We start from the raw sequence: 16,264 nt of genomic DNA, 5'->3' as shown, positions 1-16,264 counted from the left end.
TCGACGCCGTCGAGCGCGTCCGACTGGAGATGGCCGCCGAACTCCTCGATCACGCTGACATGATCGCGGCCCCCTGAGCGCCCCCGGCACAACTGCGCTTCCTGCTCGCACGCGTGCGTGAGGTGCTCAACGTGCAACCAGATCGCAGGGAGCCCGGCTACCAGATCGCCTCGACCCACTCCGGATGGTCGATGAACGGGTTGCGGTTGCGCTGATACGAGTTGTAGACCACGTCGTTGCGGCGCTCCTCGAACGCGCTCGGCGGGTCCTGCTCGTGCCACTGCTTCAGCACCGACAGTCGGCCGTGGTAGGGGACGCTGCCGTTGGTGGTGGAGTCGTTGGGCTCCAGGTCGGGCCAGCTGTCGCCGCCCTCGTAACGGACGGCCATGTAGAGGAGCATGCGGGCAACGTCGCCCTTGACGGCGTCGCGGGGCTCGAAAGAGTTGGCGTCGGTGAGGCTACCGCCGCCGCCCGCGACCGCGCTGCCGCCGTTGTCGAAGTCCTTGTTGCCGCGGATGGAGTTGACCTGGACATCCTCCGGGCGCAGGTGATGCAGGTCGGTGCCGGGGCCGGCGGACGTCCCGAAGTCGCCGTGCGACTGGGCCCAGACGTGCTCGCGGTTCCAGTTGCCCGTGTTGCCGCCGTTGAGGGACTTGCTGCGGGAGACACCCGAGTACAGCAGGATCACGTTGTTGCTGTTGTTCGGGTCTTGGTCGGTGACCTTCAGGGCATCCCAGACGGCGGAGTAGGAGAGCTTCGTCTGGCTGCTGACGATGGTGTGCAGCGAGGACTTGAGGCTCGAACCCGTCTTACCGATCGCGTTCTTGTAGTACGTCGAGTCGTACGCGGTCGTCGTGGCCGCCGCCGGGGTCGCGGTCAGCGTTGGCGCGGTGAGGCCGGCCAGCATGGCGGAGGCAGCGAGCGCCACAGCCTTCCAGCGGCGGCGAATCTGCGTCGCGGGCATGGGGTGTCCGTTCTACGCGGATTGAACGAGCGGGACATCCGGGAGAGTGACATGGACATGCGATCATTGGCGTGAATGGGGAGTGTCGGTCAGGTGTTGATACTGTCGGCGCGGCTCCCGGCGGTGCTCGTCGGGGGCCGACCCGCCGCTCTTGGCCGGGGTATGTCGGTCACCGAGGAGTCATCGGTGGTCGGTGTGGAGAAGCTGCTCGCGTGACTTCCTTCGCCGCCGGCGTATCCTTCTTCTGCACCCGAGCCGTCCCCTCCGCCCTGAAGTCGGAGCCGCCACCCGTACCGGTTGACAGGGGTCAGGGCGAGCAGCGTGCGAAGCGGTTGTGGGCGATGGCTGTGCCCTGCTGGCCCGGGGCTGCGAATCGGCCAAGGGCCTCTGAAGGCGCCCGCGGGCGTGTTACTTCAGCGCATCCCCGAACCGCTCCTCGTGGTCGGCGCACCGTGTGCGGTAGCCGTCGGCGAAGGCGCTCTCCTGTGCAGGGCTCATGGTGTTGTCCGGCAGTCTCCCGTTCGCGGGAAGGAGGTCGGCGAGCTCACGGAAGACGGTGACCGCCGCGTCCGCGCGGGTGTTTCCCCTGGCTTTGGCCTGGCAGAGGTGGTCGAACACGGCCGTGGTGTTGTCCTTCAGGAGTTCCGAGGCCTGGTGCTTCTCGACATACTGCTCCGGGTCCGGCGGTGTCTGCCTGGGCAGGGCGAGACGCCGTAGCGTCCACAGCGCCGCATGGAGTTGGCCGCACGCGAAGTACTCGGGGTGTCTCTGGTTCTGCATGCTCCATGCATGCCCAGAACGCGTTACGGTCATGAATGAACAGGCCCTCACGGACCCGCACTTCACCGAGGGTGCCGTCCTCCCGTTACCAGGCCCCGCCTCCGGCGACGCCCGAGCGCCCGAGCGCCCGAGAACCGTACGTACCGCCCTCACGCGGATACCTGCCGCACCGTCGCCGGGCCCCCCGGCCCGGCTCCACCTCATCAGCGAGTAGGGCCTGTTCTTTTCCGTCGCCGTCGGTAACTTCTCCGCCTTCGCCACCACCGACCGTTGTGGCGCATTCGCTGCCCGGTCCGCCCGTTCGTCGCTGTTCGCGTTGAACGTTGAACCCCTTCACCCTTCGGCCGCAGTGCGCCACGCAGTTCGTCGACGAGCGCGGTGGCCCCCTGGACTCCGAGAGGCTGGTCTCCTTGGAGACCCTGGCCCGACCTAAGCCGCGACGGCCGCGACGGCACGATCCTCGGCCCCCTTGCCGTCCCGGACGCCCTTGAGTCGTGCCAGTTGCCACGGTCTTCTTCTACGGTGCCCGGGAGCTTCCGCGGCTGAGCCTGCTCGCTGCTCGGACGTGCGCGGTCGACCGGCGAGGCCCGGTGTGTGCCCCCTTGGAGAGCTCGGAGATGCGGGCCGTCCAACGCCGCGCGACCCATGTCCAGCAGACCGGCTGTCCGGCGTACGGTCAGCAGGACGAACCGCCGCCAGGCGCAGGTGACGGGGCGCCAGGCCTTGCGGTCGTGACACAGCGCGTCGGGAACTGCCTGTACGTCGAGGCCGTGTGAGGCCCCGGGTCACGGCCGAGCCCGTCCGCTGCACGCCATGGTGCAGCGGAGGGGGTCGTTTCCGCGCGCCGCGCGGGTGGGGAGCTGATTCAGGCGTCGGCCAGTCCGGCCTTGAGGCCGGCAGCGATCTTGACGACGCGTTCGGCCTGGACGCGGGCAGCGGCGCGGGTGGTGTCACCGACGGGGTTGTTGCCCTGCGCGTCGACGTGCGACGTGCCGTAGGGGTTGCCGTCGGCGAACTTGACGGCGTCGGTGTATCCGGGGGACACGAGGATGCCGCCGAAGTGGTGGATGGAGTTGTACAGCGCGAGGAGAGTGGACTCCTGGCCGCCGTGGGTGGTTGCTGTGGCGGTGAAGCCGCTGTACACCTTGTCGGCCAGCTTGCCCTGGGCCCACAGGCCGCCGAGCGTGTCGATGAACTGCTTGAGCTGGGAGGCGATGTTGCCGAAGCGGGTGGGCGATCCGAAGATCACCGCGTCCGCCCACTCCAGGTCCTCCGGCGATGCGGTGGGGATGGCGGCGGTGGCTGCCGCGTTGGCGGCCCAGGCGGGGTTGGACTCGATAGCGGACTGGGGGGCCAGTTCGGCGGCCTTGAGGAGGCGGACCTCGGCGCCGGCCTTCTCCGCGGCCTGCGCGATCTCTTCGGCGATCGTGGTGACGGTGCCGGTGGAGGAGTAGTAGACGACGGCGAGCTTGACGGGGCTGGGCACTGGGGTGGTCTCCGTGTTCTGTGGGGCGGAAGTGCGGTTACGGCTGAAAATGCCCATGACGGCACTCCTACGGTTGATCGGGACACTCGCCTGACGGCGTGGTGGTTGAATCGTAAACCATCCTCGCGTGACCCTGGCGACGAGGCGAGAGGTGATGTACATCGCATCAGCTGCCGTCGCACCTGGGCTTTCGTCGCCTGGCCCCCTCCAGGGGCGAGTCGGTGGCCCGTCGGCGGAGGTGGATGGCGGTGTTGGCGCTGCACCCTCTGCCTTGTCGCTGCACGACGGAATCCCGGGTTGCGTCCAGAGAAGTGGTGTACGGGTTCGACCTGATCCGGGGGTTTACTCCGGCGTTGGGATGGTGCCCGCATAGATGAACGGCCACCGGCTGATCTTCGAGGTGTCGAAGCCCGAAGGAGATCAGCACGATGACCGCACCCGACAGTCTGCCCCTGCACGTCCTCGCGGAAGAGAACCTTGCCGCGGCGAGTCCCGATCTGCTGCGCGCGATGGTCAAGACGTTCGCCGACGCGCTCATGTCCGCGGAGGCAGATGCGCTCTGCAACGCCGAATACGGGCAGGTCAGCGAGGAACGCGTCAACCACCGCAACGGCTACCGCCCGCGCGAGTGGGACACCCGCGCAGGCACCGTCGAACTCGCCGTCCCCAAACTGCGCCAGGGCAGCTACTTCCCGCACTGGCTCCTGGAACGCCGCCGGCGGGCCGAGCAGGCACTCATCTCGGTGGTGGCCACCGCCTACCTGCTGGGCGTCAGCACCCGCAGGGTCGAGAAGCTCGCCGCCTCCCTCGGTGTCACCCAGCTGTCGAAGTCCCAGGTCAGCGCGATGGCCAAGCACCTGGACGAGCAGGTCGCCGCGTTCCGCAACCGGCCGCTGGACGCCGGGCCCTATGCGTTCGTCTGGGTCGACGCGCTGACCCAGAAGGTCCGCGAGGGCGGCCGCATCATCAACGTCCACGCCCTGGTCGCGGTCGGCGTCAACGCCGACGGGCACCGTGAGATCCTCGGCCTGGACGTGGCCACCGCCGAGGACGGCGCCGGCTGGCTCGCCTTCCTGCGCTCGCTGACCGCCCGCGGCCTGTCCGGCGTCCAGCTGGTCGTCTCCGACGCCCACACCGGCCTCGTCGCCGCGATCGGCGCGGTCCTGCCCGGCGCCTCCTGGCAGCGATGCCGAACCCACTACGCCCGGAATCTGGCGAGCCAGGTCCCAAAGTCCGCCCAGCCGTGGGTGGCCACTCTGCTGCGGACCGTGTTCGAACAGCCCGACACCGCCGCCGTCCAGGCCCAGATGCGCCACGTGCTCGAGGCACTGGAAGCCAAATTCCCCAAAGCGGCAGCCCACTTGGACTCCGCCCAGCACGACCTGCTGGCCTTCACCGCGTTCCCGCGGGAGATCTGGCGGCAGATCTGGTCGAACAACCCGCAGGAACGGCTGAACAAGGAGATCCGCCGCCGCACCGACGTGGTCGGCATCTTCCCCGACCGCACCGCCCTGGTCCGCCTGGTCGGCGCCGTTCTGGCCGAACAGAACGACGAATGGACCGAGGCCCGCCGCTACATGGGCCTCGATCTCCTCGCCAGGACCCGCCTCCACCCGATCGAGTCAGAAACCGACGAGACCGCCCTGCCCACCGAACTCACCGCATAGCCTCAAATCGAGATCACCGAGTGGCCGTCGATACACCACTCCAGCGGACGTGACCGAATCCCGCCCGCCGGGAAATGGAGGGTGACCCGGGAATGGTCGAGGCTGGCACGTGCTCGTTGGCCGGAGGAAGGCAGCCGGGCAGCAGCAGAGCGGGTCCCACGAGGACCATCCACCGGAGTGGCCTGCAGGGCAGGCCGGCAGTTGCGACCACGTGGCTGCACCTCTGGGAGAGCGGTGCAGCCGGGCACATGGTTTCGCAGGCTGCACGGAACCCGCGGCCTGCTCCTGTGCAGCGGGGAGCTTCAGGCCGTCACCCGGTCCCACCTCCTGAGGCTGCTCACGGGGCAAGACCCCATGGAGTCGTCTGCTGGCTGCCCGACTTCTCCCCCTGGAGGTGCGCCACGGCGGGCAACGTCTTCAGCGCGCCAAACGGTTCAGTGTTGGCGGTACATCGGTACCGGGCCTCGCAGCACGAACACCGGACGGCCGCTGACCCAGAGCGCGCCAGCCAGGGCATCGCGATCAGCCCCAAGGGCTGGCCGCGATGGCTCGTGTCTGAAGCAGCGTTCATACTTCATCCCTCGGAAAGCAGCTCACTGTCCCCTCACAGCGCGAGCGGGCCCTGCTGCTGATCGGCGACGCCGGGGTTCTGCGGCGCGTATCCCTTGCTCTCGTACCAAGCGGCCGGCGAGGCTGTTGCGGCGTCCCCGGACTGTGGGCAGCGCCTGAGCGAAGGCCTTCCTGCCGGCGGGGGTCGCTGTGGGTAAGTCTGTCGCACAGCGGGGTGGGCGTGGCACGAGGCGCCGCAAAGCCCCTCGTCGCTCCGTGTGGGTCCGGATGGTTCTCACCACGGTCGTGATGAGCGCGATCGTCGGAGGAGACGCCCTGGCCATGCGGTACAGCGCCGAGACGGCAGCCAGAGGTGTTCAGGTGCCGTCGGCACCGGATGTGACCGCGTCCCCGTCCCAAAGGGGCACGCACTCCACTCGCCCCTCACCCGCGCCCTCACAGCCGACCAGGAGCCCTCGGCCTGAACCGATTCCTAATCTGGATGTCAAGCAGCCAGGGTGACGGGTGGTATGGGTTGGTAGCACCGTCCGTCACGAAGGAGGGCCCACAGGACGTTGACTCGTCGGCGTGCGAGGGCCATGACGGCCTGGCTGTGTCGTTTGCCTTCGGCTCGCTTGCGGTCGTAGAAGCGGCGGGACTCGTCACAGCAGCGGATGCTGATCAGTGCGGAGGTGTAGAAAACGCGCTGGAGGCGCCGGCTGTAACGAGTGGGGCGGTGCAGGTTGCCGCTGACCTTCCCGGAATCGCGGGGTGTCGGAGAGACGCCGGCGAAGGCGGCCAGCCGGTCCGCACTGGTGAAGGCGTCCATGTCACCGCCTGTGGCGGCCAGGAACTCGGCGCCCAGCAGAGCGCCGATGCCGGGCATACTCGCGATCACCTCGGCGGTGCGATGCTGGCGAAACCGGCCCTCGATGAGCTTGTCGATCTCGGCGATCTTCTCGTTGAGGGCCATCACCTCCTTCGCCAGGGAGTGCACCACGCGGGCGGTCATGTCCTCGCCGGGGACGCTGGTGTGCTGGCCTTCGGCGGCCTGGACGGCCTTGGCGGCGAGTTCGTCGGCGCTGCGGACCTTCCGGTTGCGCAGCCATGTTCCCAGCCGTCGTCGGCCGGCCCGGCGGATGGCAGCCGGGGTCTGGTAGCCGGTCAGGAGAACCAGAGGGCCGACGTTGCCCAGGTCGAGCTCGCGCTCCAGACCAGGGAAGATCTCGGTGAGGTGGCCGCGGAGCCGGTTGATGGTCCGGGTGCGGTCGTCGCTGAGGTCACGGCGGTGCCGGGTGAGGACCTTCAGCTCGAACACCAGCTCGTCGCCTGGTCGCAGCACGGCGAGGTCGCGCCGGATGCGGGCCTGATCGGCGATCACCGCCGCGTCCTTGGCGTCGGTCTTACCGTCACCCCGGTAGCCCTCGGAGGCCCGGTTGACTGCCCGTCCGGGGATGTAGAGGAGCTGCTGACCGTGGTTGAGCAGCACTGCGATCACCAGGGCGGCCCCGCCGTCCGCCAGGTCGATGCCCCAGACCGCTTCGTCACCCAGGTCGAGAACGTCTGCGAGGAGCTTGAGCAGTTCGGTCTCGTCGTTGGCGACGCGCCGGGACAGAAGTCGCCTGCCCGCGTCGTCGATCACCACGCAGTGGTGATGGGTCTTCCCGGCGTCGATACCGGCCCAGATCGCTGTCACTCGCTTCTCCGCAGGTCGTGTTTGAACAGGTACCACGGACGACCTCGCTGTCGAGTCCCTACTGAGCGATCAGTGCCGCAATTCCTAATGAGCAGCCGAGTCGTCGTGGGGTGCCGGGCGGCGAATCGGTGGAAGCCACAGACACGGCAGACGCCTGAAAGCCACACCCGGCACCCCTGGGTGAGCCAACCCTACGAATGGCTCGCTCAGCCCAAGCAACAAGGTAGGGACGCCTGAGGTGCCTGTCGCCGGCCCCGGCACTTTCACCACTGCACAGGCATACGGTACTCCGGTGGGCTCGGGCCCCTGCGCCGCTACCGCGTGCAGGTCGAGGACGGCATAGACATATCCGCTGAGGATGCCGCGGCGGAGATTCAGACAATCCTCGCCCACGAGCGAAGCTGGGCCGCCCACGGCCGTGGTTCGTTCCAACTTGTCTCGTCCAAGGCCGACTTCGTGATCAAGATCGCTACACCTGCCACCGCGGACCGGCTCTGCCTGGCACAAGGTCTCGACACCCGCGGCGAACTCAACTGTGAAACGTCCGAAGGCGTCGTCGTGAACCTGCGCCGTTGGACGCTGGGCTCGCCGCAGTTCGACGGCACTCCGGCAGAATACCGCCACCTGATCATCAACCATGACGTCGGTCACGAGATCGGCATCCGCACGCACATGGGCTGCCCCGGCCCCGGGCAGCTCGCACCGGTGATGATGCAGCAGATCAAGGGGCTGAATGGCTGCCTTTCCAATGCCAGGCCGTACGCAAGGCACGGCAGATACATCACGGGTCCCACCGTGTACTGACGTGGCTTGCCCGGTCCGGGGCTGACCATGACCCAGATGCGGGCCGGGAACGAGGACCCGGACGCCGTGAACGACATCGGCGTCCAACTGGCTCACTCCGTTGCCTGAAGAAGGCGCCAGGAGGGGCATGGGTGGGTGAAGTTCGACTCCGGGACGGATCGCGGTGGAGCGCAACCACCGTCACGGCCTCCCCACGTCGAGACTCTGGTGAAGCGGTGGGCCGTCAGCGGGGAGGCCCTCGGTGGGCTCTCCTGTTCCTCGTTCTCGTCACGGCTCGGCCGTGCCCGTGACACCACCGTGCAGCACCCGCCCCCGAGTACCCGAACCCTCCCCGCCACAAGGACATACCCGGCGAAAGAGGAATCCAGCACTAGTTTCCGTCGAGTTGGAGGACGATGCCTGTGACACCGGTGAGTATGGAGGCGACCCCGGCGCGGACCGCCGCTGCACAGCGGGCGGGGGTGAAGGAGGCGGGGTCGTACGTCGAGGACATGCCGAGGCCCTCGCCGCGGAACGAGGCGCCGGACCAGTCGACGGCGGTGACGTTCTCGGTCGGCTCGGCCAGCTCCGCGCCCACCACGAGGAACTGCTGCGAAAGGTGGTGGGGGGTCACTGTGGCGAGGGCGTCGATGAGGTCGTTGCCCGCGCTGACGACGAGGTCGGGTTTCATGTCGAGCGCCTCGGCGATGCGCGGCACCGCGTCGGCCGGGTGCGCGGCGGTCACCGTGCGCAGAGTGACGTCCTCGTCTTCAGCCCACCGTTGGACCGCGGCCACGAGGGTCCGGGTCGGACGGTCGTCCCCCGAGGTGACCAGCACGACACGGTAGCCCTCGGAGGGGTGGAGGCCGGACCACGAGCCAGGTCGGGGAGTCGCGGTGGCCTCAGGAGCGGGAGGGTCGGCCGGGTCGACGAAACCAGGTGCCGCGGCGCCCACGGCGGAGGGGGAGGGGTGCGGTCGTGACCAGTCGTCACCGGAGCCGCATGCGGCGAGCGGCAGGGCGAGGGCGGCGGCCGTGGCCAGCGCGGCGACGGACCGAAGCGAGGAGCGCAAGATGATCGTTCTCCGGGTGGTGAGTGGTGCGTCCTCATCCTCATCCGCCGATTCGTGCCGCATCCACTCGAGCGACGGCGTCCGCACACTTGTTTGCCAAGGGTTCTCCGATGCTCCGGTTCGGGTTCAGCGAAAGCGCGCACGCTGCGGTGGCAACGTGAAGGAGCCACATGTCACACCATGTCCGCCGCCCCCTCGCCGGAATCGTCGCGGCGCTGATCGCCTTCCTGGCTGTCTGGCAGCAACCTGCCTCGGCTCACGGCTTTTCCTCGACCGTGTACGCCCACGTCTCCCGGTCCGACGGCGGCTTCCTGCAAACCACTCTGGAACTCGAGTACGACCTCTACGTCGTGTCCGCCGCCGACCTCGAGCACGACGACGCCCTCTTCCGTGAAGGCACCTCGGCCTTCGAGTCCGGCGACGCCCGTGCCCAGGCCGCGGCGCTGAACGCGCATGCCCGGTCCGCCGTCGCGTACGTCGCCGAGCGCTTCCCGGTCACGGCCGGGGGTGGGCCCTGCACACCGTCGCAGGCAGGCCGCTTCACGATGAAACATCGCGAAGGCGTGCCGTACACCGGCATGAGACTCGACTGGTCCTGCCCCGGGAAGGGCGGCGACGAGGTGCTGCGCAGCGGCCTGTTTCCCGACGCGGAGGGCTACGTCAAGGGCGTAAAGACCATCGTCACGTACGACATCGACGGCCGCTCGGGCAGTGCGGCGCTGGACGCCGCACATGCGTCGTTCTCCCTGGCGCAGTCCTGGTACGAGCGCTTCTGGGAGTTCTTCCGCCTGGGTGCCGAGCATCTGCTGACGGGGATCGATCATCTCCTTTTCCTGCTGGCGCTGATAGCCGGTTCACGCCGTCCGCGGGAGATCGTGCTGGCGGCGACGAGCTTCACCGTGGCGCACTCGGTGACGTTCATGCTGGCCGCGCTCGGTGTCGTCGAGGTGCCCTCACTCGTCGTTGAACCGGTGATCGCGCTGTCGATCGCCGTGGTCGCCGGCTGGTACCTGTGGCGACTGGGCCGGTACGGGGGCCAGGCCATGGACCTGGCGGCGGGGGAGGGGGGTGGTCGTCTCGGGCTCGACAGCGCCGGCTGGTCCCGCCTGGCGGTGGTGTTCTGTTTCGGCCTCGTGCACGGTCTGGGCTTCGCGGGCGCCCTGGGCATCGAGGCGGCGTGGTCCTGGACGCTGCTGTGGTCGCTGCTCGTGTTCAACGTCGGTATCGAAGTGGTGCAGTTGGCTGTCATCGCCGTGGTGTTCCCGCTGCTGCTGGCGCTGCGCCGGCACTCGCCCCGGGCCGGCCTGCGGGCCACGGGCCTGGTGTCCGCGGGGGTTTGCGTCATGGGACTGCTGTGGTTCGTGCAACGCGTGGCCGGATTCTGAGATTTTCCCGACCTTTACAGACCTTGGACAGTCTTCCACCATCTGGCGGTTTCTCATTCACCGGACCATCACTTGGCGGCGTGAGCGTGCAGATCTCCACTTCATGCACGTTCAGGCGTGCACAACGGAACAGAGAACGAAACTCATGAGATCGAGCACTTCCCCGCAGGCCCGTAGGCCTGTGCGGCGCCACATGGCCACCGGGGCCACTGCGGCGTTCCTGGGGCTGACCGTCGTCCTGGGCAGCGGCATGGCCATCCCGGCCGGCGCTGCCGAGTCCGCGACGCTCAGCGGCGTGATTCTCGGCGTGGGTGCCAACGAGTCACAGCGCACCGTGACCTGGTACTCCTCCACCGACACGGCGCAGGTCATCCAGGTCGCGCCGACCGCGCAGGTGGCGAACGACGAGTTCCCCGCAGGCGCGGCGACCTTCGACGCCATGGGCGCGGCGAACATCGCGAGCAGCGGCGGCTACAACCGCCACGCCACGATCACCGGTCTGAAGGAGCACACCCAGTACTCCTACCGCGTGGGCAGCGAGGGCAACTGGTCGGCCACCTACTCCTTCAAGACCCAGGACTTCGAAGGCGACTACGACTTCCTGTTCTACGGCGACCCGCAGATCGGCTCCTCCGGCGACCTGGCCAAGGACCAGGCCGGCTGGCAGGACACCGTCGACGTCTCGCTGAAGGCCAACCCGGACGCCGAGATCCTGGTGTCGGGCGGTGACCAGGTCGAGACGGCCAACACCGAGTCCCAGTGGAACGCCTTCCTCGCCCCCAACCAGCTGCGCCAGTACCCGTGGGCCGCCACCATCGGCAACCACGACGTCGGCGGCAAGGCCTACGAGCAGCACTTCTCCACCCCGAACACCGACCGCTCGGCCCCGTACTACGACAACGGGAATCCCGCGGGGACCAAGTCCGGCGGTGACTACTGGTACATCTACAAGGACGTGCTGTTCATCGACCTGAACAGCAACAGCTACAACTCCGCCGGCGGCGGCGGTGACGCGGCACACGTCAACTTCGTCACCGACGTCATCAACAAGCACGGCGACGAGGCCAAGTGGAAGGTCCTCGTGTACCACCACGCCATCTACTCGCCGGCCGCGCACGCCAAGGACGGCGACAACAAACTGCGTCGTACGGACTTCCCGACAACGTTTTCCAAGCTCGGCGTGGACCTGGTTCTGCAGGGCCACGACCACAGCTACTCCCGCAGCTACCTGATCAAGAACGGCGAGAAGGAGAACCCGGCCGAGAAGCCGGGTGCCGCCGACGTGTACCCGGGTCCCGGTGGCGTCCTCTACGTGACGGCCAACTCCGCTTCGGGCTCCAAGTACTACGACATCACCAAGCCGGACAGCAGCGGGACCAGCGGCGCGGGCAACGGCGCCGACCCGCTCAACCCGGACAACTACTGGTACAACTCGGTCCAGAGCCAGGAGCACGTCCGCACCTACGTCAAGGTCCAGGTGCGCAACGACAAGCTCGTGGTCGAGAACATCCGCAGCGCCGCCAACGGCCCCGATCAGCCGGTCGGTTCGCACGTCGACGACGTCACGGTGCACCCGTTCCACGGCGACAAGCAGGACCTGCAGGTCGACGTACCCAACCCGGCCCCGGGTGAGTTCGGCTGGACGATCGACGGTTACAACGGCCTGGTCGACCTCGGTACCGCCAAGGAGGAGAACGGCGACCACTTCGTCGCGGGCGGCAAGATCAACCCGATCCTCGTCTCCGACAGCCGCCGCTCGCTCGCCCCGTGGTCGATCGCGGCCAACGTGAGCGACTTCCGCGACGCCGACAAGACGTTCTCTGGCTCCTACCTCGGCTGGACGCCGTACGTCCTGGACGGCGGCGCCGGTGCCGCGGCCGGTGACCCGGTGGCGTCCGGCTACGACGACCACGGCCAGGGCCTGTCCGTCTCGCGTGGCCTCAGCTCCGCCGAGCAGGGCCACCCGCGGGGCAACGCCAAGCTCGGCGCCGACCTGGATCTGAAGATCCCGGACAGTGTCGACAAGGGCGGATACCGCGCGACCCTCACGATCACTGCGCTGAGCAGCTGACCGGAACCGTTTGACGGCGGGGCAGACACCCGACGGTGTCTGCCCCGCCCCCTGCCAGGAGAACCCCGACATGCACCCGTCCCCGACACGCCGCAAGACCGGCCTCGTCACCGCCCTCACCCGCACCGCCGGCCTGGTCCTGCTCGCGGCCCTCACCCTGATCGGCCTCCAGGCCCGCCCCGCCTCGGCCGCCGACGGCGACGTCACCTGGACCGTGCGCACAGCCGCGAACGGATACGGCGACGACCGATCCAGCTACAGCTACACCGTGAACCCCGGCGGCAAGGTCGAGGACGCCATGGTCGTCGCCAACCGCAGCAAGACCCCGCTGCGGCTCGCGCTGTACGCCGCCGACGGCTACACCACCGAAACGGGCCAACTCGACCTGGTCACCAAGGACAAGAAGTCCGTGGCGGTCGGCGCCTGGGTGCACTCCGAACGGGACAGCGTCGTCATCAAGCCCGGCAGGACCGCCGAGATCCCCTTCACCCTCACGGTCCCGGACAACGCCACCCCCGGCGACTACGTGGGCGGCATCCTGACCTCCCTCACCCAGTCCGACGACACACGTGGCATCAACGTCGACCGCCGCCTGGGCATCCGCGTCAAACTGCGGGTCAGCGGGGAACTCGACCCTAGGCTCGCGATCGAGGACCTTCACGTCGACTACGCGGGCACGTCCAACCCCTTCGGCGCGGGCGAGGCCACCGTCAGCTACACGATCCGCAACACCGGCAACGCCCTGCTCTCGGCGCGGCAGTCGGTCTCGGTGGAGAGTCCGTTCGGATGGCTCCGGGCGCAGGCGGGCCACATCCCGGCACCGCCGGAGTTGCTCCCCGGGGAGAGCTGGAAGGTGAAGGTACCGGTGCACGGCGTGGCCCCCACGGTCGCCCTGACGGCCACCGTCCACCTCACCCCCCTGCTCACCGACGCGTCCGGCTCGATCACGCCCCTGGACCCGGTCGAGACCACGACCCACGGCTGGGCGGTCCCGTGGACACTGCTGGTGATCGTCGTCGCTCTGCTGGCTGCCGTCGCCGCGACCGTCGTCCTCATCCGCCGCAACCGGAAGCGCGGGAAGGAGCGTGAGGACGCCCGCGTACGCGAGGCCGTCGCCCAGGCCCTGCGCGAGGAGGAGACCCGCAAGACCCCCACGCAGCCGACACCGTGACCAGCTCACAGCCCGACGCCCCCGGCCAGGGCGGACCCTCCAGGCCCCATGGGACACACGCCGTGGAAGCGGGCCGGGGATACGGCAGCGGACAAGAGACCGGCCTTCGGCGCAGCGGCGTGACCAGCCGCCGACGGCCCGCCTTACGTTCTTGGCCGGCGACGCGCGCCGTTCCAGCAGAGTGAGGTCTGCCCGTCCCACCGCGACGGGCCGCGGCGGATACGTGCAGTTCTTCAGCACCAGTCGGCAATGTCCGCAGCACCCGGCGCAGCAGTGGTGGCGTGCGACCGCGCCACGGCGCCTCATACTCTTGGCGAATCAAGCACCGGCCGGGTGGGGCCACCGGGCTAGGCCACGTCCCACCCTCTCGACCTGCCACCGATCGCTGTCTCCGCGCCGCGATCGTCGAGCGTCTCACCTTCGACGGCACGATCATCGAGACCGGCCCCGGCTCCGAACCGCCTGGCCACCACCGAGCGCGGGTCGAACATTGGGCTGTCGCAGGCTGACCTCCGCAGTCGGCTCAGCGGCCGTCACGAAGTTGCCTCGGGAGTCAAGTGCGGAGGACTACTTCACCGTCCGGCCACTGGCTCCTCCTCGGCTCTTGATTCACTTTGGTACGGATCGCCCTACTGTTCAGCAGTACGAGGACGCAATCACTCAGTCCTACACTTTCATGCAGGCTTGGCGCCGGGGCGATAGAGACACAGGTCTCCTCGGGGAGCACGAGATGCGTTGGACCGGCTTCTATGTGCTCCTTCACGCCGACAACCAGCCCACTCACGTCGGTTTCTTCGGATCTTCCGGAGACTGACGTGGCGCGTGAGGTGCAGGCTGACGTAGGTGGGGGTGAAGCACAGCTCTACGCGGTTCCTCTTCGCCCGGCGTCGGATCGGTGTCGCCCTTGTGGCGGACAGGTTGTCCAAGTGAGGTAGACCTCCGCGGTCACGACGTCTGGGTCCTCGTACTGGGGGCGCGCAACAACCCCGAAGGCGCGTCGTTGTCGCTTCTCGGCGCTGACCAGCGGGATCCCTCGCCGACCCTCAGGGCTTGTCTCTTGCCATCCGCGTGCGCTCGGCGACCCCGTGTCGCGCCGGACGGTCCTGCTGGTGAGGGGCTTGGCCGGCGAGGTCACGGAAGCAGGCGGGGAACGCGGCGGTCAGCTGCGGGGGCCGCTTCCGTCGTGGTAGCCGAGTTCGAGGTAGCGCGTGCGGGTGCTCCATGAGCCCAGGTCGGGCGTGTCGGCCCGCACGTCGTGCCAGTGCCGGTTGCCGGAAGCTGCCGTCTCGGCGCGGCCGTCCCTGTCGTGATCCCCAGGGCGCCCGGCCCAGAGCCGTACTCCCGACCGTGCCTCGGACTCGCGGACCGGCTCCCAATAGCCCACCGAGAACGCACCGGCGAGCTCGTGCATGGCGATGAAGGCGGCCACGCCTCCCTCGGGGTCCGTGCGGTCCGGACGTTCGGTGAGGGCGTGCCACAGGAAGTGCATGTTCGGTACATGTATCTCGGGCTGGAAGCGGAACACGAACCGCTCGAGCCTGATCGAGCCGATGCCCGCCAGCTGTACCCGGGTGAGCGGGACGACCTCGCGCTCGCCGCCGGTCCAGGTCAGAGTCTTGTTGCGACCCCTGTATCCCGGCTCGTCGAAGAGCGTGACGTGGACGCGTTCCCTGCGGTCCGGTCGGCGGTTGTGCAGGAAGCCGGCGCCAGCCACGGCGCCGCCCACCGATGCGAGGCCCGCCAGAAGAATTCGGGTCTTGCGTTTCATCGACACGCGCACCTCTCATCTGACGGCACGGGCTCTCTCCATCATGCGCCACCGACGACCTGTTGATACACCGTCAGACGCCGACGGGATCGCCAGTCACTCTACTCAGGCACCGGCCGTCGTGCTCCGGGCGCAGTCCAGCGACTGCTGGGCGACAAAACCGGTCGACGGTGGTCGCCGTGGTGTCCGATGATGCCGCCATGCCTCTGCGAGACACCCTTGCCCGAGTCGACGCAGACCTGGCCGCCGGCCGGGTTCCTGTCGCGCGCCAGCGTTTGCGCGGGCTGGTGTCGTCCTTCCCGAACGACCTGATGCTGCGTCGACGCCTCGCCGAGGTGTACCGGCTCTACGGAGATCCTGCGGAAGCGGGTCGATGGATGTACCTGGAACACGACCGGGACGCCGCTGAGTCTGCCGCCTTCGAGGCGAGGTACCCCACACCCGCGCACCGCATGCGCGCACTTGCCTGGCAGGGCTCGGAGACGGGAGCCCCCACACCCTTCGCCAGGGAGCAACTGACAGCCGTACGCGTGGCCTGCTCCGACGTCATGGGTCACGACGTCGACTGGGACACGGTCCCTGCCGCCGGGATACCGGACAGCGGAGGGGGCTCCCTGCCGGGCTGCCTGGCCGGGGCGGGATGCCTGGTGATGATCCTCGCCAATCTCGCGATCTGGGTGAACGGCCTCATTGCCCTGTTCCGCTGACCCATCGGGGCGGTGCCCTCCTCTTCGCCGCTGGCCAGAGCGCCCGCGGAGTTCGGAGCGTCGGCCAACCCACCAGCGAAGTCGCATAAGTTGACTCGCGTATCCGGCTGGTGCGGGCGCGCCTCGGCGTGCTCGGCGGGACGCTCGGTTGTGCGATCGCTATCC

Annotated in this window: 13 protein-coding genes and 1 pseudogene; 7 read left to right on the top strand and 7 right to left on the bottom strand. The window is 68.5% G+C overall.

What is annotated here, in order from left to right; all coding sequences use genetic code 11:
* Nucleotides 1-157 precede the first annotated feature (157 nt).
* Nucleotides 158-964 carry an endonuclease I family protein gene (locus ACFV6X_RS28645; protein ID WP_385388153.1) on the bottom strand — a complete coding sequence of 269 codons (807 nt, stop codon included), beginning with the start codon at nt 962-964 and terminating at the stop codon, nt 158-160.
* A 93-nt stretch (nt 965-1,057) separates the two neighbouring features.
* On the opposite strand from ACFV6X_RS28645, the gene ACFV6X_RS28640 reads away from it, so the two are divergent.
* Nucleotides 1,058-1,180, top strand: coding sequence for a hypothetical protein (locus tag ACFV6X_RS28640; protein WP_385388150.1), 123 nt, complete (start codon nt 1,058-1,060; stop codon nt 1,178-1,180).
* A gap of 192 nt (nt 1,181-1,372) precedes the next feature.
* Here ACFV6X_RS28640 and ACFV6X_RS28635 read toward each other — a convergent pair whose 3' ends face one another.
* Both ACFV6X_RS28635 and wrbA read right to left on the bottom strand, forming a co-directional pair.
* Complete coding sequence (locus ACFV6X_RS28635) at nt 1,373-1,744, bottom strand: hypothetical protein (RefSeq protein WP_385388147.1); 372 nt, start codon at nt 1,742-1,744, stop codon at nt 1,373-1,375.
* Nucleotides 1,745-2,609: 865 nt separating this feature from the next.
* Complete coding sequence (gene wrbA, locus ACFV6X_RS28630) at nt 2,610-3,230, bottom strand: NAD(P)H:quinone oxidoreductase (RefSeq protein ID WP_385388145.1); 621 nt, start codon at nt 3,228-3,230, stop codon at nt 2,610-2,612.
* A 428-nt stretch (nt 3,231-3,658) separates the two neighbouring features.
* Between wrbA and ACFV6X_RS28625 the strand changes: the two genes are divergently transcribed.
* Entirely contained in the window at nt 3,659-4,897 is a 1,239-nt protein-coding gene (locus ACFV6X_RS28625) for an IS256 family transposase (RefSeq protein WP_385388142.1), read from the top strand.
* A gap of 1,054 nt (nt 4,898-5,951) precedes the next feature.
* Here the strand turns inward: ACFV6X_RS28625 and ACFV6X_RS28620 are convergent.
* Nucleotides 5,952-7,142: an IS110 family transposase gene (locus ACFV6X_RS28620; protein WP_385388139.1), complete on the bottom strand. Its 1,191-nt coding sequence runs from the start codon at nt 7,140-7,142 to the stop codon at nt 5,952-5,954.
* Between the two features lie 321 nt (nt 7,143-7,463).
* Here ACFV6X_RS28620 and ACFV6X_RS28615 point away from each other — a divergent pair, with 321 nt between their 5' ends.
* Nucleotides 7,464-7,946 carry a DUF3152 domain-containing protein gene (locus ACFV6X_RS28615; RefSeq protein WP_385388136.1) on the top strand — a complete coding sequence of 161 codons (483 nt, stop codon included), beginning with the start codon at nt 7,464-7,466 and terminating at the stop codon, nt 7,944-7,946.
* A 370-nt stretch (nt 7,947-8,316) separates the two neighbouring features.
* Here the strand turns inward: ACFV6X_RS28615 and ACFV6X_RS28610 are convergent, their stop codons facing one another.
* A complete protein-coding gene (locus ACFV6X_RS28610; RefSeq protein WP_385388133.1) occupies nt 8,317-8,997 on the bottom strand; it encodes a hypothetical protein in 681 nt (226 codons plus the stop codon).
* 170 nt (nt 8,998-9,167) lie between these two features.
* Here ACFV6X_RS28610 and ACFV6X_RS28605 point away from each other — a divergent pair, with 170 nt between their 5' ends.
* The 3 genes from ACFV6X_RS28605 to ACFV6X_RS28595 all read left to right on the top strand — a co-directional run bounded on the left by ACFV6X_RS28605 (nt 9,168) and on the right by ACFV6X_RS28595 (nt 13,624).
* Nucleotides 9,168-10,382: a HupE/UreJ family protein gene (locus ACFV6X_RS28605; RefSeq protein WP_385388130.1), complete on the top strand. Its 1,215-nt coding sequence runs from the start codon at nt 9,168-9,170 to the stop codon at nt 10,380-10,382.
* Between the two features lie 145 nt (nt 10,383-10,527).
* Nucleotides 10,528-12,453: a fibronectin type III domain-containing protein gene (locus ACFV6X_RS28600; protein WP_385388127.1), complete on the top strand. Its 1,926-nt coding sequence runs from the start codon at nt 10,528-10,530 to the stop codon at nt 12,451-12,453.
* Nucleotides 12,454-12,523: 70 nt separating this feature from the next.
* Nucleotides 12,524-13,624, top strand: a complete 1,101-nt coding sequence (locus ACFV6X_RS28595) for a WxL protein peptidoglycan domain-containing protein (RefSeq protein ID WP_385388125.1) — start codon at nt 12,524-12,526, stop codon at nt 13,622-13,624.
* A gap of 833 nt (nt 13,625-14,457) precedes the next feature.
* Here the strand turns inward: ACFV6X_RS28595 and ACFV6X_RS28590 are convergent.
* Together ACFV6X_RS28590 and ACFV6X_RS28585 are read right to left on the bottom strand one after the other, a co-directional pair.
* Nucleotides 14,458-14,550, bottom strand: a pseudogene (locus tag ACFV6X_RS28590) (IS630 family transposase); the annotation flags it as partial.
* 233 nt (nt 14,551-14,783) lie between these two features.
* Complete coding sequence (locus ACFV6X_RS28585) at nt 14,784-15,392, bottom strand: hypothetical protein (protein WP_385388122.1); 609 nt, start codon at nt 15,390-15,392, stop codon at nt 14,784-14,786.
* Nucleotides 15,393-15,592: 200 nt separating this feature from the next.
* On the opposite strand from ACFV6X_RS28585, the gene ACFV6X_RS28580 reads away from it, so the two are divergent.
* Nucleotides 15,593-16,099: a DUF6584 family protein gene (locus ACFV6X_RS28580; RefSeq protein WP_385388120.1), complete on the top strand. Its 507-nt coding sequence runs from the start codon at nt 15,593-15,595 to the stop codon at nt 16,097-16,099.
* Nucleotides 16,100-16,264 lie beyond the last annotated feature (165 nt).

The sequence above is a fragment of the Streptomyces sp. NPDC059861 genome (genome assembly GCF_042731435.1).
Classification (GTDB): Bacteria; Actinomycetota; Actinomycetes; order Streptomycetales; family Streptomycetaceae; genus Streptomyces.
The sequence above is the reverse complement of the archived record's forward strand: the minus strand, read 5'-3'. Positions and strand labels throughout refer to the sequence as shown.